This window comes from Paenibacillus sp. SRL342, from assembly GCF_984798905.1.
Genome location: NZ_OZ481790.1, coordinates 1,840,907 through 1,864,960 on the forward strand (window position 1 = coordinate 1,840,907; position 24,054 = coordinate 1,864,960).

The following is a 24,054-nucleotide window of genomic DNA, read 5'->3' on the forward strand; positions in this document are numbered from 1 at the left end:
CCTTCATAGAGATTGAAAATAATGTGGTAAATATTTCTTATGAGCTTCATGATAATATTATTCGAGTCTTTTTGCAATATATATATGTCATTTTGTTTGGTATAAAATACAATCTGTGAAAATAAAACAAATCTAAAGTTACACAATAACGTACAGCGACTGGTAGAGGACACTGCAATCGAAGTGGCATTGTGTATCATCCGGCAGGAATTGATTGACTGCCCATACGGCATAAATTTTGGTAATATATACAAAGTGTTTGATAAGACAGGAGGTTTATATAGAGTATGAGAATCGTGGATAACATTAAAGTCTGGGGGGAGCCGCTGGAGAACGCCGTAAGTCAGGCGGTGACTTGCTCGCAATATGGGGATGTACTGGGTGTGGCTCTCATGGCCGACCATCACAAAGGCTACTCGCAACCCATCGGTGGTGTGGTCGCTTACCGGAATATGATCAGTCCGTCAGGTGTCGGATACGATATTGCCTGTGGTAACAAGGCTGTGCGCACAAATCTGATGTGGGACGATATTCGGGATCAGATTGTAAAGATTATGGATGACATCAATTCGACCATATCTTTCGGTGTGGGCCGCAATAATCCAACACCCGTGGATCATGAGCTGTTCGACGACGCGAGCTGGAAGCTGTTTGATACCATTGAACCGGGATTACAACATAAGCTGAAGACACTCGCACGCAACCAGCTTGGAACTGTAGGCAGTGGCAATCATTTTGTGGATATTTTTGTAGAAGAGACAACGGGAGAGGTATGGATCGCGAATCATTTTGGCAGTCGCGGGTTCGGTCACAAAGTGGCGAGTGGATTCCTTAACCTCGCTGCAGGACGCGAGTTCAGTGGCAAAGCTCCTGGTGAATCGATGGATCAGCCGCCTACATTGTTTGACCTAAATAGCGAAATGGGTGATATGTATTGGGACGCAATGACTTTGGCGGGCCGGTATGCCTATGCAGGACGAGACTATGTCATTGAACAGGTGCTTGGAATTCTCGGGGCAAGTGCTGAATATGCCGTTCATAACCATCACAACTTTGCCTGGAAAGAACAGCACATGGGTGAAGAGGTAGTCGTGGTCCGCAAAGGCGCAACGCCGCTGGCACCCGGGCAGCTCGGTTTTGTCGGTGGAAGCATGGGAGATATCTCGGTAATTGTGGAGGGGATCCACAGCGAAGAGAATACCGAATCATTCCGCAGCACTGTGCACGGAGCAGGGCGTACGATGAGCCGAACGCAGGCGGCTGGCAAAATGAACTACAAGCTGCGCACACGCATGGGCGGTGAGATTAGTGAAGCACAGATGCATGAAGCAATTCGTGCCTATGGCGTTGAGCTCCGGGGAGCGGGCACAGACGAAAGTCCGTTTGTGTACAAAAAACTGCAAGACGTACTGAACGCACATGCCAATACGCTGAAAATCAACCATGTGCTGCGTCCCGTTGGTGTCGCCATGGCCGGAGGTAATGAATTCGATCCGTATAAGGATTAGTCATATATGTTCAACTGAACATTTACACGATAACGGAGAGGGCAGAAATAACTTGAAGAAGCGGAGCGTTCGCCTAAAAGCTTTCTAAAAGAAAGCTACATCGGAAGCATACGCTATCATCGGATTTCCCCTTTCCAAAAAAAAGGAATAAAAAAATCTGGGGATAACAGCGATCGGAAAGTTATTCTGCCATCGGAGTGCCAGTGTAAATATTCATTAGTTGTACTATATATAGAGAGGGTGAACTTCATGAGAAATTGTGCGATATATAGCTCTCAATTTGACCTGGATCAGCTGTTTGAAGTGATTCTATCCATTTATCCTGAGGGTACGATTGAACGCCGGGAAGACAAGACCCATATTCAAGTGACGCAGAAAAAATGGCTCAGTAAGAAAACCAAAGGCTTTAATATCATGACCAGCCAGACACATCCTGAGGAATTTACGACAATGATTCAAGGGATGCTTGGTTTTTTGAGTCAGATTGAAGGGCGCAATGCTTCGCTCCAGGAAAAGGTACTGATCAAATGTTCCACATTGAATATGGTGGTTGGTATTGAGACGGAAGAGGACATATCGGAAGAATTCTTCGGCGAGTTATTGCGATTGGCGGACTCTCTGGATGCTGTTATCTTCTGGGGAGGTGGATCTCTGCTCAATGCACAAGGCCAGCTATTGCTGGATGTAAATGGAGATTCTGAGGTGGAGGATTACACCGTGACAGCACACACCAGCTTCCTGGATGGCGATACACCCCAGTCCGAGTCTGCAATTCAACGTAAAGTGCGGTCAGAGCAACGCTTAACCGAACAAGGGGTTCCGTTTAATGCGAACTTGCCCGCAAGAGCCGGAGACGAGCACACGACGATTCGGAGTGAAGCGGAGGTCGCGCGCCGTGCGGTTGCCCTATGTCTTGCCGCTCTTAAAGGTGAGTGTCTGGGAGCAGGCGAAAGTGCGGAAGATACGGCAGCGTTGGTTCAGGAAGTAATTGACAAGTATGAGGCTGAATCCTTTTTCTCACCCGTAGAGAAGAGGTTTATCGATCAGCACGGAGCAGAGCAGCAGGAGATCATATCGTTCTCCTGGGGATATGAAGCGTACCACGTGATGTTGTGGGCGCTTGGTTACGTGAAGGAACTGGGCGCACCAACGGAGTTGTGTAACGTAGGGAAGGATGTCGGTTATTTACAGCAGAAGGATAGCTTTACGGACTTTCTCACGGATGCATCCCTGCGTAGCAAGAGTGAGATTCTGGATGAAGCAGATCTGATCTACCGTTACAACTGGGTGTGTGTGGATAGTCGGGTAAATGACAGAACGCCTCCCGCTGGTTTGAATGGTGGGGTGGCCTATGAACGTCACCGTGCATTGAACTGGCTGATCTGTTACCTGGATCAGGACTGGGATGATGTGCGCACGGATACGTAGAACGGCCCAACATAAAATAATCAAGCCAAATAACCCAAAAGCCGTATGATTACACGGTTAAAAGGGTATTTGGCTTGCTGTTCTGTGTGGCATAAGTGTTATTCCATATATGATTTTCAGTATGTGCACTCACATATGTACCACCATGTATCCTACCTTATTAGCCGCTATGCCGGCTGAACTGTTCACGAATAATAACGTCAGCAAGAATCAGCTTTTTCTCTACGCTGCTCTCTGGGTTCGCAATGCGCCATAACATCTGATCCACTGCACGTGACCCCAGCAATTCCTTGTTCACATTAACTGTGGCCAGTAAGGGAATATTGTCGTATAGATTATCAAATCCAGTCACAACACACTGATCGGGTACACGAATGCCCATACTTTCAAGAGCTTCTATGGTGTATAGCCCATAGAAATCATTCGCACATACAAACACTTCAGGCAGGTTATCCTCATGGATCACTGAAGTGAACGTCTGGCGGAACTCATCCAATGCCTGATTACTTAGCTCGGGAATCTGGTGTATCTCCATTCCATGGCCCATGAGCACAGAAGTATAAGCAATCCAGCGTTCATAGAAGCTATGAGCATCACTGATATTGCCAACGAACTGGAAGGTTTTGAACCCCTTGCGGAGCAAATAGAGCATGATCTCGCGCATGGAAGCAAAGTTATCGGTAAATATACTGTCACTGTGGAAAACAGGGTCCAGATGATCTACCATCACAACCGGAATGCCCAGCCGCTTGATTTCAAGTAGAATCGGCGTCGAGATAGAACCAACGGTAATAATTCCCCGAATAGCATCCGGATTCAACAGCGTGAACAACTGATCTGCTGAAGGTTCCGTCAAGGTCAGGATATTTATACCTTTCTGGTTCAGCTTGGACGAGATTCCGTTAAAGACAGGTCCCCAGTATACGGACTCTTGATTTTGATAACGAACATTGGGAAACAAAATCAAGATGGTACCGCTTGAACGTGTGTTCTTCGGGTCATGTGATTCACTGCTGTGAGACAGTTCACCAGACAAGATGCTGTTATCTTTGAAATATCCAAGTTTGCCGGCGGCCTTGAGAATAACATCCCTCGTCTGATCGCTAACTCCCGATTTTCCAGACAAAGCTCGTGACACCGCGAATTTCGACAAACCCGTAAAATGTGCAATTTCCTGAATTGTTACCTTCGTTTTCATCATACCATCCTTACACTCGTAGTTCTGCCGTATTCCTATTTGGAGCGATATCCAACTGATTCTAGTATAGCATGATGTATTTCTCTTAATCTAATAACGGATAGAGAATTCAAAATGTTAGTGATTCGCAGCATTTTACGATAGCCATCCAACGTGAAGGTAAGCATATTTTCAGATAGTATGACGAATATTGTCTTAAGAATTATTATTTTGTTATTTAAATAAAATAACAAATGATTGAAATGTAGTGCTGATTATAACAAGTGTGTACTTAGGGAATGACCTGGTGAATAAGCTATAATACAGCTAAAATATAGCTTTATCAGCATTTTATCAGAATAATTAGAAAATGTTAACAACAAAAATGTTGACGCTTACATTTCGCTGTGTTAAATTTTGTTTGTCAAAAACAAACAAGAAAATAACAAATGGTGGTGGTCGTTTATTTTCGATTGGTTGATGAGTGGGGTTAATGATTTAGGGTGAACCATGATTGGTATACACATTCGGGGAGGTTGTTAAAATCATGATGAGAAGATGGAATGTTCTACCTCTGATGTTATTGGTTGTGATTCTTTTTGTATCCGCTTGCAGTGGTGGGGGGACAACGCAGACGGGGACTGATGCAGAGGGAACAACGAATTCAGGCAACAGCACCGAAGTCGCTGAAACAGAGAAAGAAGACGTAGCTGAAGAAGTTGTGGCGAATGTGCCTGATCTGGGTGGACGTGTCATCAAGGTTGCGGCCTGGTGGGATCTGAAACCGGCGGGAGAGACGGCCTCGGATAAGGCCAGACTCGATAAAATTGCAGAGGTAGAGAAGAAATACAACGTGAAACTGGAGTTTGTCAACGTACCTTTCGAAGAATACATGAACAAATTCACAACGTCTGCACTAGCCGGCGAACCATTCGCTGACATCGTTCAGATGGAATACAAATCCGCACTACCTGCCATCCTCAAAGGGCAATTGTTGCCCATCTCCGAATTCACTACACCTGAGAACAACATCAATCAAGAGGCAAACCTGATTGCTAAATTCCCTGCCATTGCGGGCAACGAGTACGCCTTCGAATCTCCAACCAGCATCGGTCTGGGACTTCACTATAATCGTGACTTGTTCAAAAAACTGTCATTACCTGATCCGCAGGACCTGTATAACCAAGGTGAATGGAATTGGGATAAATTCTTGGAACTCGCCAAACAGGCAACCAAAGATACGGATAATGACGGCAAAACAGATGTATACGGTTTTTCTGGGTGGGCCCTTGATGTCGTTCGTCATTTTACTGCAGCCAACGGTGGAACCATCGTGGATGATACCAATAGCAAAGAGGGATTATCCGATCCGAAAACGATTGAAGCTGCTGAATTCGTCAAACGCCTGTATAACGTGGAGAATGTCGTGAAGGTCAAAACCGGCGACAAAACCAACTGGGAGGAAAGCAATACGTTCAAGGATGGAGACGTAGCTCTGTTCACTGCTGCTGAATGGCAGTTGGGCGATCTCACCTTTGCTGTCGGCGTTGTACCGATTCCGAATGGGCCACAGGGTAGCAAAGAGGTAACGTATGCAAACAACGCGGCATCGGCGAAGTTCATTCCAAAAGGTGTGGAGGATCCGAAGATCGTCTACCAAATCTATGAAGAGACCTTCGACATCCCGCAGATTGAAGAGTATCCAGGTCAAGATTATCTGGAGAGTCGTTATACCGATGAGAAGGATATTGCGATCATTCGCGAGCACATCGCTGGAACGGGCCGCATTTTACTGGATGATGCTTACACGGGTTACCCATTTGGAGATTACGTGAACGATATCATCAAAAACAACGCTTCCGTGACAGCAACAGCGGAGAAATACAAAGCACAGGCACAAGCTGCCATTGATAAACTCGGCAAACAATAAAAACACTTATCACCAGCAAACGATTCAGGCAGGGGCTCGTGTCGGCAAGGTTGCACGGAGTCCCTTTTTCCTGAACCACCAAATCGGCATTGCTGGCATCAGCCTTGATGAGGAGGACTCGTAGGATGGCTGGAATTCTACAACGTAAGACATGGATATTGTCCACAGTAATCATCGTGGCGGCAGCCTGCATCATTTTATATGTAACTTCCGGCGCTGATGTGAAGAGTGCAAACATTCCGCCTGGCAGTCTGCCTGCCATTGAAGTGGATGCAGTCTTGCAGCAGACCCGGCAGAAAAAGGGGTACGAACAGTATCGATCCGGAACGGATCAGGCTACACAGCCGAATGTGGACATCACCATTGAAGCAGTAGATTATATAAAAGCCGAAGGTGAAGACGTCCGCAAACTGACTAATTATGAGGGAATGGATGGTGTATCTCTCCATACCGGAGAGACCGGACAAGTCGATTGGACCATTAACGTGCCGGAGACCGGGCTGTATAACCTGTCCGCCACCTATTATCCCGTTGAAGGCAAGAGTTCGGCCATTGAGCGTGCATTGTACATTGATGGTGAACTTCCTTTTGCGGAAGCCGCCTATTTGCAGTTTGATCGGGTGTGGGCGAATGAGAAAGATGTTGTGGAGCAGGACAATCAAGGTAATGACCTTCGCCCGAGACAAGTGGAGCAACCACGCTGGATGGAAGAAACGTTTCAGGACTCCGACGGGTACGAACAGACTCCATTCAAGTTTTATTTGGAAAAAGGGGAACACACGCTAACGCTAAAATCATCACGTGAACCCATGGTGATTCGGTCCATTCGTCTTTTCAATGAGAAGACAGCTGTTCCTTACGCGGAAACTGCAGGTGCACAACAGTCGGATTCCTCCGGGCAGCCGAAGGATGTACTTATTCGCATTGAAGGAGAAGCCGCGATTGCCAAATCTTCACCTACGTTATACCCGACCAGCGAAAGGTCAAGTTCTGCTGTATCTCCTTACAGCGCTTCCCAGGTACGCATTAATACAATTGGCGGCTTTAACTGGCGTCTGCCAGGACAATGGATTGAATGGGAAGTGGATGTGCCGGAGAGTGGACTTTATCATATCGGTTTTACCGGACAGCAGAATTTTGTCAAAGGCATCTATTCCACACGCAAGCTCACCATTGATGGTGAAGTTCCGTTTGCAGAGATGGCCAAAGCCCCTTTCCGTTATCAGAGTGACTATCGCATTGACGTCATGGGCAGCAAGGAAGCATACAAGTTTCACTTGGAAAAAGGAAAACATGTGCTACGGCTGGAGAACAGCCTCGGAGATTTTGCCCCCCTTATCCGCAATGTGGAGGACAGTCTGTACAACTTGAACTCCATGTACCGACGAATTCTGATGATTACAGGCACGAAGCCTGATGAATTCCGGGATTACCGGGTGGAGAAACAGATTCCGAACCTGCTGGAAGTGTTCAGCGGGGAAAGTAAACGACTCAAAGACGTGGCCGCACAGCTTCGACTCCTGTCAGGACAGTCCAGTGATCAGGAAGCGCTGATCAAGACGATGGCGTTGCAACTGGACGAGATGATTGACAAGCCGGATACCATTCCAAGACGGCTTGCGGCTTATAAAACCAACACGGGTGGTCTCGGAACATGGGTGCAGCAGGCACGAGAGCAACCCCTTGAGATCGACGCACTGTACGTCACTTCGATCGATCGTGATATTCCCGGAACAGGCATGGGACCACTCGCGAAGCTTGGTCATGAAGCCAAGATATTCTATCATTCGTTCTTCATTGATTATAACCAGATCGGCAATGTAGCCACTTCAGAAGATCAGCGCACGGTAACGGTCTGGATTGGTAGCGGACGAGACCAGGCGAATACGATGAAGGCGATGATTGACAAGACCTTCACACCAGACAGTGGCATTAACGTGAATCTGAAGCTGGTCAACATGGGAACCTTGCTGCCAGCGACGTTGTCCGGTGAAGGACCCGATGTTGCCATGCAGATCGGTAATGACCTGCCCGTGAACTTTGCGATGCGGAACTCGGCTGTAAATCTGACGCAATTCAGCGACTATAGCATCGTAGAACAGGAGTTCAGGGAAAGTGCAATTGTACCGTATGCCTACGATTCGGGCGTATATGCCCTACCGGAAACGCAAACCTTTAACATGCTGTTTTATCGTAAAGACGTGCTCGAAGAACTCGGACTTGAAGTGCCTCAGAACTGGGAGGATGTCGAGGCTCTACTCGCGATTCTGAGCAAAAATCACATGGAATTCGGCATGCCGGTTGTGACCCAGGCGAATATGCAGGGTGTCAATATTCCGCCGAACTCGCAGTATGCAACGATGCTGCTCCAGAATGGCGGCGCCTTCTATCGTAACGATGACAAGGAATCGGATCTGGATTCCCGGATCGGAATCGAGACCTTTAAGCAGTGGACGGAATTCTATACCGATTACAAGCTGGAGCGGGAATATGATTTTGCCAATCGTTTCCGGACAGGACAGATGCCTATTGGACTAACGGATTACACCATGTACAACCAGTTGTCTGTATTTGCACCGGAGATTCGCGGACTATGGGGATTCGTTCCAGTGCCGGGAACCGTTCAGGCAAATGGTACCTTGAATCGGGACGTACCGGGTGGAGGTAGCGCGGTCATGATGCTGGAGGGTGCCAAGGATCAGGATGCGGCGTGGGAGTTCATGAAGTGGTGGACCAGTACACCGATTCAGGCGGAATTCGGACGGGAGATGGAAGGACTGATGGGTGCGGCTGCCCGTTATCCAACGGCCAACATCAAGGCACTGGATTCCCTGCCTTGGCCTGCGGAGGATTATGCGAATCTCAAAGCCCAATTCGAAACCGTGAAGGGTATTCCCGAAGTACCTGGTGGTTATTTTACAGGCCGCCATCTGTTCAATGCATTTTACAAAACCGTTGTTGGCCAAGTGGAAGCCAGGGAATCCATCATGGATTATACCCAATATATTCAGGACGAGATTCGCGTCAAGCGTACTGAATTTGGTCTTCCGTAAGCAGAGGGAGGGTTAATCGTGCCACAAATATCACTCCGAGACGGACAAAACAGTCCTCCTGAGAAAGCGTCAAGGATGGGCATGAAATCGTGGTGGAGCTGGAAACTCCAGGAAATGAAGGCCAGCAAACATTCCTATGTTCTGCTTGCACCTTATATGCTCCTGTTCCTCATGTTTACCGTGATTCCGGTTGTCATCTCGATCATACTCAGCTTCACCTACTTTAACATGCTGGAATTTCCACGTTTTATTGGCTGGCAGAACTATACCCGCCTGTTTCTGGAGGATGATGTATTCCTGATTGCAATCAAGAATACGCTGCTGTTTGCCATCATTACCGGGCCGATCAGTTATATTGCCTGTTTTGTCTTCGCGTGGATCATTAATGAGTTAACTCCGAAATGGAGAGCGTTCATGACGCTGATCTTCTACGCGCCCTCCATTTCAGGCAATGTGTATTTTATCTGGCTGATGATTTTCTCGGGAGATCGTTATGGTATTGCTAATGGGCTGTTGATCAAATGGGGTTTTCTGCTGGAGCCGATTCAATGGCTGAAGACAGAAGCTTACATTATGCCCATCCTCATTCTCGTGCAGTTGTGGCTGAGTCTGGGAACCGGATTTCTGGCGTTTATCGCCGGTTTGCAGACTGTAGACCGGACGCTATATGAAGCAGGAGCGGTAGATGGGATCAAAAATCGCTGGCAGGAACTATGGTACATTACCCTGCCTTCGATGCGTCCACAGTTGATGTTCGGCGCAGTCATTCAGCTGACAACCTCGTTTGCCGTGGCCGATGTGTCGATCGCGCTGGCCGGGTTCCCAAGCGTGAACTATGCAGCAGAGACTGTGGTGACCCATTTGATCGACTTTGGTACAACGCGGTTTGAGATGGGATACGCATCGGCGATTGCCACCGTGCTGTTCATGATTATGGTGGGCACCAACTTGCTGGTACAGAAACTGCTTCGAAGGGTGGGAGAATAGCTATGGCTGCAATTGCGACAGGCAAAAAGCGGGTGAATCGCTCGCTATCGGGAAGCCTCTCCCTGTTTGCCCTTCTGCTCGTATTCGGTGCTTTCATGGTACTGCCGTTGATCTATGCGATCAACAATGCATTCAAACCATTGGATGAGATCTTCACTTTTCCACCAACGCTATTTGTCAAAAATCCCACGTTCAGCAACTTTACGGATCTACTGAATCTGCTGAGTGACTCGTGGGTGCCGTTCTCACGTTATATATTCAACACGGTATTTATTACAGGTATCGGAATTGTAGGCCATGTGCTGCTAGCTTCCGCAGCGGCCTACCCGCTTGCCAAGCACAAGTTCCCAGGCAAAGTATTCATGTTCCAGGTGGTCGTACTCTCACTGATGTTCACACCAGCGGTGACGGCCATTCCGAACTATATGATCATGTCATGGCTCGGATGGATCGACACATACTGGGCTGTTATTATTCCGGCATTTGCCTATTCACTCGGGTTGTACCTGATGAAACAGTTCATGGAGCAGATCCCGGATGCGCTGCTGGAAGCAGCCAAGATTGACGGTGCCAGTGAATACCGAATCTTCTGGTCCATTGTGATGCCCAATGTGAAGCCAGCCTGGCTTACATTGATCATTCTGCTGTTCCAGATGTTATGGGGCAGTGATGGGAATGGATACATCTACAGTGAGCAGCTCAAGACCCTGCATTATGCAGCGGGTCAGATAATTCAGGGCGGCATATCCCGGGCAGGAGCGGGTGCTGCGGTAGCACTGATTTTGATGAGTGTGCCGATCACGCTATTTATTTTCTCTCAGAGCCGAATCATTGAGACGATGGCGAGCTCGGGCATGAAGGATTAAGGGGGAACGATATGGCACGCACAGTGAAAAGATGGCTTGTTCTCCTGGCGGCAGTATCTCTGCTGCTGGTGAATGCCGTGCCTGCGGCGGCCTCCCCGGCGCCGTATGAGAGTTACAATTACAACTATTGGAAAGAGGCTGTTCCCTCACCGGATGCCTATCTGCCCGAGCGTACCCTATCAGGTCGTGACCTTGGCATTAGTGAGTTCAAAGACCCCGGTGATGTGAACGTTTCTCCCTCCGGGTTGATCTATATTTTGGATAGCGGCAACAGCCGAATTATCGTATTGGACACCAGTTTTAAGCTGCTGCGCGTCATCGATGGATTCATGATGGATGGTAGCAAGGAGACCTTCAACCTTCCGGGCGGATTGTTTGTGGATGAAGAAGAACACATCTATGTTGCCGATACGGGCAACAGTCGTGTGGTTGTCCTGGATGGAGAAGGAGCGCTGATTCATACGATCACGAAGCCAGAATCGGATATCCTGTCGACCCAATTCCAGTTCCAGCCCTTGAAGTTGACGGTTGACCATGTGGGCCGGGTGTACGTTGTGGCACAGGGGGTCTACGAGGGGATTATGCAGTTTGACGAGAGCGGAAAATTTATCGGATACGTCGGTACGAACAAAGTGGAGCGGGACTACGGCGAATATATCTGGCGCATGTTATCGACCAAAGCGCAACGCGCACAGATGGTCCTGTTTGTCCCAACGGAGTTCTCCAATGCGGATATCGACCACAAAGGATTCGTGTATGCGACGAATATTGATCCTGGCTCGAATGAACCGATCAAACGTCTCAACCCGTCTGGGGAAGATGTACTGAAGCGGTTTGGTTATGTTGACGTCAAAGGCGATATCCGGTTTCGCAACAATCCTGGTCCATCGAAACTGATTGATGTGAAAGTGCTGGGTAACGGCATGTACAGTGTACTGGATGCGACACAAAACCGGGTGTTCACGTACGACGATGAAGGTCATCTGCTCTACATATACGGTGGCAAAGGAAATCAGGTGGGTACCCTCAAGACGCCTGTTGCGATTGAACAATCCGGTGAGCGCCACTTGGTTCTGGATCGGGGCAAGAACAATCTTGTCGTCTATGAGCCAACCCGTTTTGGTGCCCGTGTGAACGAAGCGGTGGCACTCCACTATCGCGGAGAGGACACTGAGGCCGTGAATATTTGGAGAGAAGTGCTGAAGCTGAATGCCAACTATGACATCGCCTATATCGGTATCGGCAAGTCCTTATTAATGGAGAAGAAAAACGAGGAAGCGCTGGGTTACTTCGAACTTGGGATGGATCGCAAGAGTTATTCTGTCGCGTTCAAGAGGCACCGGCGGGAGATGATGAAGGAACACTTCGGTACATTCCTGACCGCTGCGATCGCGCTAATTTTCATTCTGATCCTGACCCGATTGGCGGTTAAATGGAGACGGAGGAGGCAGGTTGATCGTGAAGCAGGATTTCATTAAGTTTCCACTGCATCTCATTTTTCACCCCATTGATGCATTCTGGGACCTCAAGTCGGATAACCGGGGACGGCTGCTCGTTGCTTTTGCAGCGCTCGTGCTCACCATCATCATGATGATTTTGCAGAAGCAGTACGCAGGATTTCTCGTCAATTACATCGATCCTCGTACGATTAACAGCATCATCGAGATCGCCACAGTTGCTCTCCCGTTCTTTCTATGGTGCACAGCCAATTGGGCAGTAACGACCTTGATGGAAGGGGAAGGGAAATTCAGAGAAATCGTTCTGGCGACAGGATACTCGCTCATTCCGGTTATTCTGATCTATGCCCCGATGATCGTGATCAGCCGCTTCATGGTGCAGGAGGAGACTGCTTTTTATTATCTTTTTAATAGCATCGCGTTCTTCTGGTTTGTGTTGCTTTTGTTCATTGGCATGATGACGGTTCATCAGTACACCGTGATTAAAACAATCATTACGATGGTGCTAACGCTTATTGTGATGGGCATTATCGTATTCCTTGGTGCCCTCGTCTTCAGCATGCTCCAACAGTTGTACGAATTCGGTTATAACATCTACCGTGAGTTGATTTTCCGGACCTAAAGGAGGCGGCATCCGTGAACAAAAGGCAACGACTATATACGGTGCTGGCTGGTGGTGCAGCTGTAATCATGATTGCAGCCGGGCTGCTGTATATAAACAACAGGGGGGTTCCAGCCGTGGAAGCTGCGGCTTATCTGGATACAACAACCCAAGCCATGCCCGTCACGGAGGAACCGTTGCAATTCCTTGACGACTCTTCGCAGGGGGTGCCTGGTATGCAACTGGTCGCCGAAGATCAGGGATTGGCCCTGTACTACAACGAGGAGACAACAGAAATTGCAGTACGTGACGGAAAAAGTGGAGAGATCTGGTATAGCAACCCGAAAGAACGGGATGGGGATAGTCTCGCTTCCGCATATGAAAAAGAAGTGCTGTTCTCCCAGCTGAACGTGTCTTTCCGGGATGCGATGGGAACACTGGAGAACTTCCCGAATTTCAGTTCCAGCATCAGCAACAAGCAATTCACTGTGGGGCAGATCGATCAGGGGATTCGGGTGAACTATACGCTTGGTGATACGTCGCTTGGCATTGACGCACTGCCGAAGTTGATTAGCAAGCAGCGCCTGGAGGAGAAAGTGCTTTCCAAACTGGACGCAACTGTCGCAAGATACACATCTGCCCGTTATTATCCAACCAAGAACAATCCGGATATTCTGGAGCGGCTGGATGGACAGATCTCGAAGCAACTTGTGCTGAACAAGATGTTGGCAGCCTTTGAGACGGCGGGTTACACGGCGGACGATCTGGCTTTTGACAATCAGGAGAATGGTGTCGAAGGCGGAGGTGTATCGGATAAACCCAGCTTCGTGATTCCTGTGGAATACCGACTGGAGCAGGGAGCACTTGTTGTGACCGTGCCTCTGAGCCAGATAGAGGAAAGTGGGCAATACCGCATTCGGAATATTGATTTGCTCGCTTATTTTGGTGCTGCGGATACGAAGGGTAAGGGCTACATGCTCGTACCTGACGGTTCAGGCAGTCTGATCCACCTGAACAACGGGAAAACCCAGGAAGAACAGTATGTACAGCGCGTATACGGCGCAGACCAAAATGATAATTCGCTCAGTCGTCCTCAGGTTAGTGAATCCGCGTATATGCCTGTGTTTGGTCTGAAGAACGGGGAGAATGCCTGGTTTGCGGTGATTGAAAAAGGGGACGGCATAGCCAGTATCACTGCAGATATTGGAGGCAGGCAGAACAGTTACAATCATGTGCATGCGACCTTCTCCCTGCGGGGTGAGGATGAATTGGAGATGTACACCTCGCAGAAAATGCAGGAGATTCAGCTGCTTAGCGAAGAGCCTTTCCGTGGAGATATCCAGGTGCGTTATCATTTCCTTCATGGAGAAAATGCCAGTTACTCGGGTATGGCCCGCCTGTATCAGCAGCAATTGATAGAGCAGGATGTATTGAAGCCACTCGCAGAACAGACGGAGTTGCCGTTCTATGTAGATGTACTTGGTGCGGTGGACAAAGAGGCTTCGTTCCTGGGCGTGCCATATCGTTCCACCTTAGCTATGACCACGTACGAACAGGCTACTGAAATGGCGGCGAAGTTGCAGCAGGAAGGTGTAAACCGCGTGCAAATGCGGTATCAGGGATGGTTCGGCGGTGGGATCAGTCATCATATGCCAACCCAGGTGAAGTTGGACAGTGAGGTAGGCAGTCGTTCCGAACTTCAGGCGTTGTCCGCTAAGCTTGGGCAGTCTGGCGGAGCCTTGTTCCCGGATGTGGCTTTCCAGCACATTTATCACGATGATATGCGCTTTGCTCCCTCTTCGGATGCGGCACGCTTTGTAACGAAAGAGACAGCGGAACTGTATCCATACAGTCCTGCCCTTAATCGCATGAATCAGAGCAAGGACAGCTATTATCTGCTCTCAGCGGCCAAGCTTCCATATGTGGTGACTGAGTTTGCTGATAAATTCAATAAACTGGACCTCGGTGGATTATCCCTCCGTGATCTTGGGCAAGTCCTGACTTCCGATTATCGGGATAGTCGGGTGATTCATCGGGAGACGGCGAAGAACATTGTGAAGGAACAGCTGGGACAGCTGGAACAGTCCTATCCCAACTTGATGATATCTGCTGCAAATAGCTACGCTTGGGGAAGTGCACAACATGTTGTGAATGTACCCGCAGGGTCAAGTCGGTTCAATATTACCGATGAAGAAGTTCCTTTTTATGCGATGGTTATTCATGGTTACATGAACTATGCTGCATCTCCGATGAACACGTCGGGGGATCAGGATCTCCGCAAACAATTGCTGCGCAGCCTGGAGCTTGGGGCAGCTCCGTATTTTCAATGGACATATGAACCATCTTCCCGGCTGAAACTTACGAATTATGATTCGGCCTACGCGACCGAGTATGGCTATTGGGTGGATGACGCTGTTGCCTTGTATAAGCAGGCGAATGAAGTGTTGGGAGAACTGGAGAATGAGCAGATCCTGAAGCATGAACGCATCCAGGATGGCGTGGTCCGGATCACTTATACGGGCGGTACATCCATTCTTGTGAATTACAATGTGGATTCAGTTACTGTTGGTGGAACAACAGTTGGCGGGACGGACTATGTGGTGGAAGGAGTGAACCGATGAGAACCATTCGATTATCGCTGAAGTCACGGAGAGCGCTGCTTGGACTTGCCTTTATATCGCCGTGGCTGATCGGCTTCATCTTCCTCTTTGCCACGCCACTCCTGCAATCCATCCGGTTCAGCATGAGTAACCTGTCTGTTGCTCCGGGCGGATACGTCCTGGAATACGTTGGATTTAAAAATTTCAAGGATGCGCTTCTGGTTGACGCGACGTTCAACCGGATTCTGGTTGACTCGGTTGGAGCGATGCTGCTGAATGTGCCGATGATACTGTTTTTCAGTCTGTTCACGGCGACACTGCTTAACCAGAAGTTCAGAGGCAGAACGATGGCGCGTGCAATCTTCTTTTTGCCGGTTATTCTGGCTTCCAGTGCAGTTGCAGCTGCTGAGTCTGCGGGATTAATCAATCTGATGGGAGATGCGAGTGCGGTCGATGCATCTGCCGATGGCGGGGCTTCGTTCAACGTGGTATCCATTGTGCGTATGCTGGCGGATGTGGGATTGCCGATGGCCTATGTGGATTACATTGTAGAAGCCATCATGCGGATCTATGAGATTATTAGCAGCTCTGGCGTCCAGATTCTGATCTTCCTCGCCGCGCTGCAATCGGTGCCGGGATCGATGTATGAGGTTGCAAAGATCGAAGGGGCGACAGCCTATGAATCATTCTGGAAAATTACATTTCCCATGGTCAGTCCGTTGATTCTGACGAATGTCATCTATACCATTATTGATTCATTTGCCGGAAGTCCGGTCACACAAGCTATCTATCAGACCGCATTCAAAACCCAGAACTTTGGCTTAAGCTCGGCGATGTCCTGGTTATATACCTTGGTGATTGGCCTTGTACTGATCGTAGTGGGCTGGGTGTTGTCACGGCGGGTTCATTACAACTGACGGTTAACGTTGAGGGAGGCTTCAGATTATGGCTGCGTCAGGAACAGATCGCATGGTGGTGGTTCCCAAACAGAATTACCACATGCAGCGGGTACGAAACAAGACATCGGACCTTCTCTATTCCATATTCAGATATGCACTGGTCATCGGCATTTCATTTATTATTTTATATCCGTTATTTCTCAAAGTGTCAGTTGCGTTCAAGGATAAGCAGGATATCTACAATCCAACGATTTATATGATTCCTCAGCATTTTACACTGGATAACATCCGGCTAGCGGCGCAAGTGATGGATTATCTGCCTTTGCTGGCGAACACGTTATTGTTCGTTACCATCACAACGCTTCTGACAGCGATATCCTGTGCACTTGCCGGATACGGCTTCGCCCGGTTTTCGTTTCCGGGTAGTAATGTGCTCTTTATCCTGGTGATTCTGACGATTCTGGTGCCGACAAGCACGCTTATGGTACCGATGTATCTGCATTTCCGTAGCTTTGACTTTATGGGCATTATCCAGTTGTTCACGGGGAAGAACGGCATTAACCTGCTCAATACGTACTGGCCTTCAATGATTACGGCTGCTACGGCGGGAGGGCTGAAGGCGGGGCTGTTCATCTATATTTTCCGTCAGTTCTTCAAGGGCATGCCGAAGGAGATCGAGGAGGCTGCACTGATTGACGGCGCAGGTGGATTCAAAACGTTTGCCCGTATCATGCTGCCCAATGCAATCTCGCCGCTGATTACGGTCATTTTGTTCTCGTTTGTCTGGCAGTACAACGATACCTTCTATTCGGCGTTATTCATGAGTGAAAGTCCACTGATCTCCCTGAAGGTGGCTTCCTTGCCTGCACAGGCGAACCAGTTGATTCCGCAACTGATGGGCTTTGGTTCTAACTCGGGCATCAAGGCTGATCCGAACTATGTGGCGATGATCGTGGATACAGGCATTTTGCTGGCTATTGCACCGCTGATTATTCTGTATCTGTTTGTTCAGCGCTATTTCGTTGAGAGCATTGAACGTTCTGGTGTAGTGGGTTAACATGGTAAATCCAATTGGAGGTGTAGAGATGACAGTGCGTGAGATCAGCAGAGTTCCGGTGAATAAAGCAGCGACAGCCGAAGCAAAAGAGCTGATGGCGTTCCTGGTCGAGCGTTATCGAAAAGGAATGTTGTCAGGCCAGCAGGATTACAGCAATCTTAACTGGATTAATGAAAATACAGGCCGAAAGCCAGCTGTGATTGGCTTTGATCTCATGGAATATTCCCCATCAAGAACAGAGCGTGGTGCGGTCTCCCAGGAGATTCGGGATGCGATAGACTGGCACAGACAAGGCGGGATCGTGACGTTATGCTGGCACTGGAACGCACCGACGGATCTGATCGATGAACCAGGTAAAGAGTGGTGGCGGGGGTTCTATACGGATGCCACAACCTATGATCTGGCCTATGCGCTTGCTGATACTGAATCGGAAACATATCAGTTATTGATCCGGGATATCGATGCGATTGCAGTTCACTTGCAAGAGTTGAAGGATGCGGGTGTACCTGTATTATTTCGACCGCTTCATGAAGCAGAAGGTGGGTGGTTCTGGTGGGGAGCGAAAGGCCCCGAACCTGCCAAACAGCTATATTGTTTGTTGTATGATCGATTGGTTCAAGAACATCAGCTGAACAATCTCATCTGGGTCTGGAACTCGGAAAAACCGGAATGGTATCCGGGTGATGATGTCGTGGATATTGTCAGTGTGGATGTATACCCGGAAGCAGGAGACCACAGCCCGTTGGCTGCGCGTTACGCCAACCTGCGTGAGCTTGTGAAGGATAGCAAAATCATTGCACTCGCCGAGAATGGCTCCATTCCGGACCCCAAGCAGATGAAGGAACAGGATGTACACTGGAGTTGGTTCTGTACCTGGACAGGTGGATTCCTGAGAGACGGGACGCATAATGATGTGGCATTTTTGAAGGAAGTGTACCATAGCGCAAAGGTTATTACGCTCGATCAGTTACCGAAATGGAGTTGGCTATAAGAACCCCACTTTCAACTTAAATTGGAATCAATGAAGCGTTAGTATTCGCATTAATTCTTACAGCGAATACTAACGCTTCATTTGTTGGTGTGCATATGTACATGGAGCCCTCTTCCGAGAAACATGAAAATCTGGTTTGAACAACCATTTAGTTTGACGGGTGTAACATAGCTTGGATATTGGTATGTAAAGTCACGCTGGAAGTGAATAAAATATACGATTGATTCACTGTGCGGATCAGAATCCTCTCGCTTGTGCCATTGACTGGACCGAGCCGAATCGCAGATGGTTCGCTTCCACCGTACGTATCATCCAGGGTGACCGATGTGATATGTGTGATGGGAATTTCAATTTTGGAAAACTGCCACCGGATGACCAGTTGATCTTCTACTTTTTTCACGTTAACACCAAACATAGGATGACCTCCTGTTGTGATTCAAATTATTGAAGTAATCTCGTTTGTCCAGTCTATCATATTTTGGATAAAATTACCTTATTAATAATAAAGAATGACGATCTCTATCAACTGATTTCGAAAGTCCAAATCTAGCCTGTGCAAAGGAGGAGAATGTATGAACAACTGGAATGCCTATCATTATTTTGAACAAAGTCTTGGTCCTTTCAGAAATCTCTCCAGCCTGTCTGCGGATGAAGCAGAAACAGTTACCCAGAAGGTTCGTCTTCAGGGACGGAACTTTGCCAGTCGGCGACCCGCAGATTACATGACAATTCGCAGAACACTTGAACAAAGGGCTTATGAGCAGTTTGTTGCCAAAGGTGGGAAGCCGGTACAATCATATCCCCATTATCTGACGCTCGGTGCATGCGAATGGCTGTTGTCCTGGTATTCAGAACCGGATCATGTAATCATTCCATGGGGTGACCTTCCAGTTGAAGTTGTGAGTTTTACCTACGGGGACTTGTTTCCAACAATGAGGTTTGACGATGCTAAACCTTATCGTAAGCAGATCTATACCAAGGATGAAATCATGGAAGTTATTCAGTTCTATGGGTGGCCTCAGGAATGGAACCGTAAAGGTGATAAGGGGCCGGAACGATATATTGAGGTACAGGTCTGGGACGAACGTATATCCAATCGTGCACGCATGACTGAGACCGTTATGAAGAAATTTGATATTATCATCGATTCCAAGAAGTGATCATGCGGAGATATCAGTGTACGATATCGAGGTATGGGAACTTGATGTAAAACATACAGGATTAACCATGATACATATCGAATACAAATAGAGAAATTAGAGAACTTATACTCCAACACAAAGGGTGTGCCACATGACGAATCTATTCGAACATTGTTCAGGTCAAACATTATCTGCCAACCTGAGATGGCTGAACGAGCCAGCAGATTGGTCCATTGAAGACGGCAAAGTAACGATAACTGTTTCGCCGATCAGTGACTTTTTCATTGATCCGGGAGGTGAGCCGGTGAAAGCTTCAGCTCCATTTTTACATACGATAGTCAAGGGAGATTTCAGCATCGTCACTCGAGTACAGGTGGACATGAAAGAACAGTATGACTCAGGCTGCCTGATGGTGAGGGTGGACGATACGAATTGGGCTAAAGTCTGCTTTGAGTATTTCGAAGAACAGCCGTCCATTCTTAGTGTCGTTACTCGTGGTAACTCGGATGATTGTGTATCAGCACCTGTAGAGGTTAACAAGCCTTATTTACGTGTAGCCCGGGCAGGCAACAGCTTTGCTTTCCATTATTCTCAGGATGGAGAGAAGTGGAAGTTGGTACGTTATTTCGGCCTCGACTGCCCGGATGAAATCAAAGTTGGCATTGTGGCCCAGTCCCCCATTGGGCAAGGGACGACGGTTACTTTTACAGATGTACAGCTTCAACATGGAGTGACCGGAAGTGTGCGCCGAGTAGAATAACACGAGCAGAAGGTTGCTATGTCATTCATTTCACCCGAATTAACAATCCAAACAGGCCGAGTACAGCAAAGGCCAGAAATGCCGTTGTATTGGAAAACATTTCGATCGTATACCCTGCCATGGATGAGCCAAGAAATTGCCCAACACCCAGCGCGAGAAAGGCAAGGCTAATTCCGATGGACACATTTGGACTGAATAGTCTCGTCGCCCAAACGATAAATACACTGGTCAGGAAAATATACGTGCTGCCAAATATGATCGCAGAGATGAGACTGGCAGTCATGGATGGAAGAAGGATTACCCCCAGTGAGATCGCCAATAAAAGTATGCCCATTCGGTAGGACCACCCAATCTCGAACCGTTCAATAATGCGACCGGCGCATCCACCGAGTATCCCCATAACCCCCATCACAATCCAGAACAACACGGCTTCCGAATCGGAGGCCCCTTTCTCGTCTGTGAGGAAGTTGCGGGCAAAGGTCCAGTAGATTGCAGAACTGAAACCTGTCAACAGACAAGCCATGAGCAGAGCGGACCCTGGTCTGGTTGGTTTCATACATGCCCAGAGAGACTTGGTACAAGGCAGTGTCTTCGTAGGTGGAATAACACGTCTGTTCCACAGCAGAACAACAACACCGATCACAGCAAACAGGATGTAGGTTAGACGCCAGTAATCCGTGAACAGCCAGTAGAGTGGACCTGATATTACAATCCCGAAGCTGGTCCCTGTGTTAATCCAGCTGTTGCCTCTTGCTTGTAGCTCGGGAGCAAGCTCGGCATTAACCGTGTTACCGAGGGCTGGAGAGGCCCAGCCTGTACTCAAACCTGCTAGAAATATACTAAATGTAAGAACCCATGCATTCTGAGCCAGGGCAATGCCGGTTAATCCGATCACTGCGCTGATTCCTGCCAATTGAATGACATAATGATGTCCCTTGCGATTAATCAACAGTGGTGCAGTTAGAAGGGACAGACAGTAGGCAATATACGTTCCTGAGTTAATCGCGCCAGAGGCTGCATCATTTAATTGTAAAGCTTCCGAAATTTCCGGCATAAACAGTCCATAACCGAATCGCCCGAATGCATAACATACAGCGATTAGTGCAATGCCTGGAAAGATAATTTTTTTCATTTAATCCACCGCCTTTTAGATAGAACGATCATTATATTTCTTATGAAATAAAAAAGTGAGTTGAAATATTAACTCACCCGGAATAGCTTTATTTGAAACTGGTTTGCGTCATATGGATCAGTTCACGGCAGACGTCATTTACATTTTCTGTCTCAGCAAGTGCCGTGGAACCCTCCAGCAGCAGGGAGAATCGCAATAGATCTCGATCACTTGCAGCAGGCGCCAATGTTTGGATTAACGTTCTCATATGTCTTTTATGCGCATTCACTGTCTGGACGATGATATGATCTGTATAACCTCCGAATTCTTCTTTGGCGCGTAGAAATAAGCAACCTCTTGATTCGTGTTCCTTCAGCCAGGTTGCATGTCCTTCAGCCAGATTGAGGAACATGGGTTGTGCTTTATTGTCTGCATATTGCCGGAGTTGTTCCAAATAACGCTGTTCGCGCCGCAGGAGCACCTGGACAATGAGATCATCCTTCGACTCAAAATGATTGTATAGCGTCATAATCGCGATCCCGGCATCCGTGATAATCCGCTTCAAACCGATGGAATGGAAACCGTGAAGGTAGAACAATTCTTCAGCCACGTTCAAAAGCATTTCCTTTTTGCTGCTCATGATCAGTGATACTCTCCCTTCAAAATAAGATAGAACGATCATTATACTCGTAGGCTATAGTAATTTGTTTATATTGTCAAATTCTGTGAGCAGGTGTTATATGAACAACGTCTTTGCACATTAACCGGACATATGAAAGCACAACATGACAGGTTGTTGGGTGGTTTATCCGTTATATTAGACATCAAGGAGTGATTATTACATGAACTGGATCAACGCATTACAGGTCGCTATTCAATATATGGAAGACCACTTGCTCGAAAATATGACGATGGAGCAGATTGCAGCGCAGGCCCATATCTCTCCTTTTCACTTTCAACGTACCTTTGCCTTATTAACTGATGTTACTGTAGCTGAGTACATAAAACGCAGACGATTGACACTGGCGGCACATGAGCTTCTGCAAAGTGATCACAAAATCATTGATCTGGCGTTTAAATACGGTTACGACACACCGGAATCTTTCTCCAAAGCATTTCGTAGACAACATGGGATCGCACCCAGTGAGGCTCGAAAGAATAGTAACACTGTCCAATCGTATAATCGTCTGGTGATTCAAGTGAGTCTAAAAGGAGCAGAGCCGATGAAATATAAAATCGTTGAACATCCCGAATTTACGTTGGTCGGAGTAGAGCAAACTTTCTCCTATGCAGATCAAGAACATCTGCAAGGCATCGGGAAGATGTGGCAGGAAGCGTGGACGAGCGGCACAGAGGATCGTTTGTTTGAACTGAACAATGGGGATATTCCAGGTTTACTCGGTGTCGTTGTGGATCAGAGCGAAATTCAGGAAAAACAGATGCAATACTGGATCGCTACAACTTACGATGGTGAAGTACCGGAAGGATTATCAAGCTTCACCATGCCTGCTTCCAAATGGAGTGTATTTGAAGTAGAAGGCCCGATGCCGGAGAGTATGCAGCTTCTGTGGAAACGGATTATTTCGGAATGGTTTCCATCCAACCCTTATGAGCACGCATATATGCCGGAGCTGGAAGTATACCCGGGCCCCAATCAACCGCCACAAATCTGGATACCAATTAAATAAATTTTAACCGTTTCAAACTCGATCATTGTAACCCATAAACATTCGGATCATCGAAGCTGTTTATGGGTTATTTGGTTGTGATTAGTCAGAGATTCGAAGTTGTACAGAGGATGTTCAAGCGTTGTTCATTTTATTGCAGCCAGGTAAACATGATATATTGGAACGAGAGTTTATCTCTATAAGAGGACAATGAGGTAAACTGCAGGAGGCAGATATGTTACATGAGGACTTATTCATTCAGACGATCATCAAACACGAGCAATTAATGCATGACCTGCGGAGAGTTCGTAGTCTCCATTTGCCTCAAAGTTACATAGGTGCAGGATATATTCGTAATTATATCTGGGATGTTCTGCATGGATATGATCTTCGTGAACTTCACAGCGATATTGATGTTGTCTATTATGATGCGCAAGACTTGCGTGAGGAGCGAGACATACAGCTCGAACAACAGCTTCGAGAGGAGACCGGCAATTCAAAGTGGTCGGTCAAAAATCAGGCGAGAATGCATTTGCGCAATGGCACAACTCCTTATCATTCTACTGAAGATGCTCTTCGCTATTGGCCAGAAGTTGTGACTGCTATAGGCGTACAGTTGGGTGAAGAGGATCGGGTGAACATCTGTGCTCCGCATGGTTTGCATGATCTGTATCATCTCGTAGTCCGCAAAAGTCCGTTCTTCACGGATGCTGACTATTATAATCAGAGAGTACAGAAGAAGTGCTGGCAGGAACAATGGCCGAAACTAACGATAATAACAGCTTGAATAATAAGTGATTTGCGGAATAGCGGGTACAAG

General features: G+C 47.7%; 20 protein-coding genes. 16 read left to right on the forward strand and 4 right to left on the reverse strand.

The window, feature by feature from the left end; translation table 11 throughout:
- Positions 1 to 287 precede the first annotated feature (287 nt).
- Both AC4E8D_RS08460 and AC4E8D_RS08465 read left to right on the forward strand, forming a co-directional pair.
- Positions 288 to 1,508, forward strand: coding sequence for an RtcB family protein (locus AC4E8D_RS08460; protein WP_221822774.1), 1,221 nt, complete (start codon positions 288 to 290; stop codon positions 1,506 to 1,508).
- A 249-nt stretch (positions 1,509 to 1,757) separates the two neighbouring features.
- Positions 1,758 to 2,936 (forward strand): DUF4272 domain-containing protein, encoded by a 1,179-nt coding sequence (locus AC4E8D_RS08465; RefSeq protein ID WP_221822775.1) that lies wholly within the window; start codon positions 1,758 to 1,760, stop codon positions 2,934 to 2,936.
- A 160-nt stretch (positions 2,937 to 3,096) separates the two neighbouring features.
- Here the strand turns inward: AC4E8D_RS08465 and AC4E8D_RS08470 are convergent, their stop codons facing one another.
- Positions 3,097 to 4,134 carry a LacI family DNA-binding transcriptional regulator gene (locus tag AC4E8D_RS08470; RefSeq protein WP_221823514.1) on the reverse strand — a complete coding sequence of 346 codons (1,038 nt, stop codon included), beginning with the start codon at positions 4,132 to 4,134 and terminating at the stop codon, positions 3,097 to 3,099.
- 526 nt (positions 4,135 to 4,660) lie between these two features.
- Between AC4E8D_RS08470 and AC4E8D_RS08475 the strand changes: the two genes are divergently transcribed.
- From AC4E8D_RS08475 to AC4E8D_RS08520, 10 genes are all read left to right on the forward strand, one after another.
- On the forward strand, positions 4,661 to 6,043 hold the full coding sequence (locus AC4E8D_RS08475; RefSeq protein ID WP_445253544.1) for an ABC transporter substrate-binding protein: 1,383 nt from the start codon (positions 4,661 to 4,663) through the stop codon (positions 6,041 to 6,043).
- A 125-nt stretch (positions 6,044 to 6,168) separates the two neighbouring features.
- The gene (locus AC4E8D_RS08480; protein WP_490206077.1) at positions 6,169 to 9,096 is read left to right on the forward strand and encodes an extracellular solute-binding protein; all 2,928 of its coding nucleotides are present in this window, start codon (positions 6,169 to 6,171) and stop codon (positions 9,094 to 9,096) included.
- 75 nt (positions 9,097 to 9,171) lie between these two features.
- Positions 9,172 to 10,083 (forward strand): carbohydrate ABC transporter permease, encoded by a 912-nt coding sequence (locus AC4E8D_RS08485; RefSeq protein ID WP_047842211.1) that lies wholly within the window; start codon positions 9,172 to 9,174, stop codon positions 10,081 to 10,083.
- Positions 10,084 to 10,085: 2 nt separating this feature from the next.
- On the forward strand, positions 10,086 to 10,949 hold the full coding sequence (locus tag AC4E8D_RS08490) for a carbohydrate ABC transporter permease (protein WP_017689719.1): 864 nt from the start codon (positions 10,086 to 10,088) through the stop codon (positions 10,947 to 10,949).
- Positions 10,950 to 10,960: 11 nt separating this feature from the next.
- On the forward strand, positions 10,961 to 12,427 hold the full coding sequence (locus AC4E8D_RS08495) for an NHL repeat-containing protein (protein ID WP_221822780.1): 1,467 nt from the start codon (positions 10,961 to 10,963) through the stop codon (positions 12,425 to 12,427).
- A complete protein-coding gene (locus AC4E8D_RS08500; protein ID WP_221822782.1) occupies positions 12,408 to 13,028 on the forward strand; it encodes a YIP1 family protein in 621 nt (206 codons plus the stop codon). Before AC4E8D_RS08495 ends, AC4E8D_RS08500 begins: the two co-directional genes overlap by 20 nt.
- A 14-nt stretch (positions 13,029 to 13,042) precedes the next feature.
- Positions 13,043 to 15,628 carry a DUF5696 domain-containing protein gene (locus AC4E8D_RS08505; RefSeq protein ID WP_339307553.1) on the forward strand — a complete coding sequence of 862 codons (2,586 nt, stop codon included), beginning with the start codon at positions 13,043 to 13,045 and terminating at the stop codon, positions 15,626 to 15,628.
- Entirely contained in the window at positions 15,625 to 16,524 is a 900-nt protein-coding gene (locus AC4E8D_RS08510) for a carbohydrate ABC transporter permease (protein WP_339307556.1), read from the forward strand. Before AC4E8D_RS08505 ends, AC4E8D_RS08510 begins: the two co-directional genes overlap by 4 nt.
- A gap of 28 nt (positions 16,525 to 16,552) precedes the next feature.
- The gene (locus AC4E8D_RS08515) at positions 16,553 to 17,563 is read left to right on the forward strand and encodes a carbohydrate ABC transporter permease (protein ID WP_339307558.1); all 1,011 of its coding nucleotides are present in this window, start codon (positions 16,553 to 16,555) and stop codon (positions 17,561 to 17,563) included.
- Between the two features lie 28 nt (positions 17,564 to 17,591).
- Complete coding sequence (locus AC4E8D_RS08520; RefSeq protein ID WP_490206078.1) at positions 17,592 to 18,554, forward strand: glycosyl hydrolase; 963 nt, start codon at positions 17,592 to 17,594, stop codon at positions 18,552 to 18,554.
- 148 nt (positions 18,555 to 18,702) lie between these two features.
- Here the strand turns inward: AC4E8D_RS08520 and AC4E8D_RS08525 are convergent, their stop codons facing one another.
- Positions 18,703 to 18,969, reverse strand: a complete 267-nt coding sequence (locus AC4E8D_RS08525; protein WP_490206079.1) for a SunI/YnzG family protein — start codon at positions 18,967 to 18,969, stop codon at positions 18,703 to 18,705.
- Positions 18,970 to 19,126: 157 nt separating this feature from the next.
- On the opposite strand from AC4E8D_RS08525, the gene AC4E8D_RS08530 reads away from it, so the two are divergent.
- Together AC4E8D_RS08530 and AC4E8D_RS08535 are read left to right on the forward strand one after the other, a co-directional pair.
- Positions 19,127 to 19,714, forward strand: a complete 588-nt coding sequence (locus tag AC4E8D_RS08530) for a hypothetical protein (protein WP_490206080.1) — start codon at positions 19,127 to 19,129, stop codon at positions 19,712 to 19,714.
- Positions 19,715 to 19,847: 133 nt separating this feature from the next.
- Positions 19,848 to 20,456, forward strand: a complete 609-nt coding sequence (locus AC4E8D_RS08535) for a DUF1349 domain-containing protein (RefSeq protein WP_490206081.1) — start codon at positions 19,848 to 19,850, stop codon at positions 20,454 to 20,456.
- Positions 20,457 to 20,481: 25 nt separating this feature from the next.
- Here the strand turns inward: AC4E8D_RS08535 and AC4E8D_RS08540 are convergent, their stop codons facing one another.
- Positions 20,482 to 21,588 (reverse strand): MFS transporter, encoded by a 1,107-nt coding sequence (locus AC4E8D_RS08540; RefSeq protein ID WP_490206082.1) that lies wholly within the window; start codon positions 21,586 to 21,588, stop codon positions 20,482 to 20,484.
- Positions 21,589 to 21,676: 88 nt separating this feature from the next.
- A complete protein-coding gene (locus AC4E8D_RS08545) occupies positions 21,677 to 22,207 on the reverse strand; it encodes a TetR/AcrR family transcriptional regulator (RefSeq protein ID WP_221822797.1) in 531 nt (176 codons plus the stop codon).
- 202 nt (positions 22,208 to 22,409) lie between these two features.
- Between AC4E8D_RS08545 and AC4E8D_RS08550 the strand changes: the two genes are divergently transcribed.
- Together AC4E8D_RS08550 and AC4E8D_RS08555 are read left to right on the forward strand one after the other, a co-directional pair.
- Complete coding sequence (locus tag AC4E8D_RS08550) at positions 22,410 to 23,255, forward strand: AraC family transcriptional regulator (protein ID WP_221822799.1); 846 nt, start codon at positions 22,410 to 22,412, stop codon at positions 23,253 to 23,255.
- A 214-nt stretch (positions 23,256 to 23,469) separates the two neighbouring features.
- On the forward strand, positions 23,470 to 24,021 hold the full coding sequence (locus AC4E8D_RS08555; protein WP_221822802.1) for a nucleotidyltransferase family protein: 552 nt from the start codon (positions 23,470 to 23,472) through the stop codon (positions 24,019 to 24,021).
- Positions 24,022 to 24,054 lie beyond the last annotated feature (33 nt).

Excerpts from the sequence above, each read along its gene's own strand:
- AC4E8D_RS08460 (WP_221822774.1), top strand. The coding sequence starts at position 288 with ATGAGAATCGTGGATAACATTAAAGTCTGGGGGGAGCCGCTGGAGAAC.
- AC4E8D_RS08495 (WP_221822780.1), top strand. The coding sequence starts at position 10,961 with ATGGCACGCACAGTGAAAAGATGGCTTGTTCTCCTGGCGGCAGTATCT.
- AC4E8D_RS08490 (WP_017689719.1), top strand. The coding sequence starts at position 10,086 with ATGGCTGCAATTGCGACAGGCAAAAAGCGGGTGAATCGCTCGCTATCG.
- AC4E8D_RS08485 (WP_047842211.1), top strand. The coding sequence starts at position 9,172 with ATGGGCATGAAATCGTGGTGGAGCTGGAAACTCCAGGAAATGAAGGCC.
- AC4E8D_RS08530 (WP_490206080.1), top strand. The coding sequence starts at position 19,127 with ATGAACAACTGGAATGCCTATCATTATTTTGAACAAAGTCTTGGTCCT.
- AC4E8D_RS08475 (WP_445253544.1), top strand. The coding sequence starts at position 4,661 with ATGATGAGAAGATGGAATGTTCTACCTCTGATGTTATTGGTTGTGATT.
- AC4E8D_RS08535 (WP_490206081.1), top strand. The coding sequence starts at position 19,848 with ATGACGAATCTATTCGAACATTGTTCAGGTCAAACATTATCTGCCAAC.
- AC4E8D_RS08540 (WP_490206082.1), bottom strand. The coding sequence starts at position 21,588 with ATGAAAAAAATTATCTTTCCAGGCATTGCACTAATCGCTGTATGTTAT.
- AC4E8D_RS08525 (WP_490206079.1), bottom strand. The coding sequence starts at position 18,969 with ATGTTTGGTGTTAACGTGAAAAAAGTAGAAGATCAACTGGTCATCCGG.
- AC4E8D_RS08555 (WP_221822802.1), top strand. The coding sequence starts at position 23,470 with ATGTTACATGAGGACTTATTCATTCAGACGATCATCAAACACGAGCAA.
- AC4E8D_RS08465 (WP_221822775.1), top strand. The coding sequence starts at position 1,758 with ATGAGAAATTGTGCGATATATAGCTCTCAATTTGACCTGGATCAGCTG.
- AC4E8D_RS08470 (WP_221823514.1), bottom strand. The coding sequence starts at position 4,134 with ATGAAAACGAAGGTAACAATTCAGGAAATTGCACATTTTACGGGTTTG.
- AC4E8D_RS08480 (WP_490206077.1), top strand. The coding sequence starts at position 6,169 with ATGGCTGGAATTCTACAACGTAAGACATGGATATTGTCCACAGTAATC.
- AC4E8D_RS08515 (WP_339307558.1), top strand. The coding sequence starts at position 16,553 with ATGGCTGCGTCAGGAACAGATCGCATGGTGGTGGTTCCCAAACAGAAT.
- AC4E8D_RS08520 (WP_490206078.1), top strand. The coding sequence starts at position 17,592 with ATGACAGTGCGTGAGATCAGCAGAGTTCCGGTGAATAAAGCAGCGACA.
- AC4E8D_RS08510 (WP_339307556.1), top strand. The coding sequence starts at position 15,625 with ATGAGAACCATTCGATTATCGCTGAAGTCACGGAGAGCGCTGCTTGGA.
- AC4E8D_RS08545 (WP_221822797.1), bottom strand. The coding sequence starts at position 22,207 with ATGAGCAGCAAAAAGGAAATGCTTTTGAACGTGGCTGAAGAATTGTTC.
- AC4E8D_RS08550 (WP_221822799.1), top strand. The coding sequence starts at position 22,410 with ATGAACTGGATCAACGCATTACAGGTCGCTATTCAATATATGGAAGAC.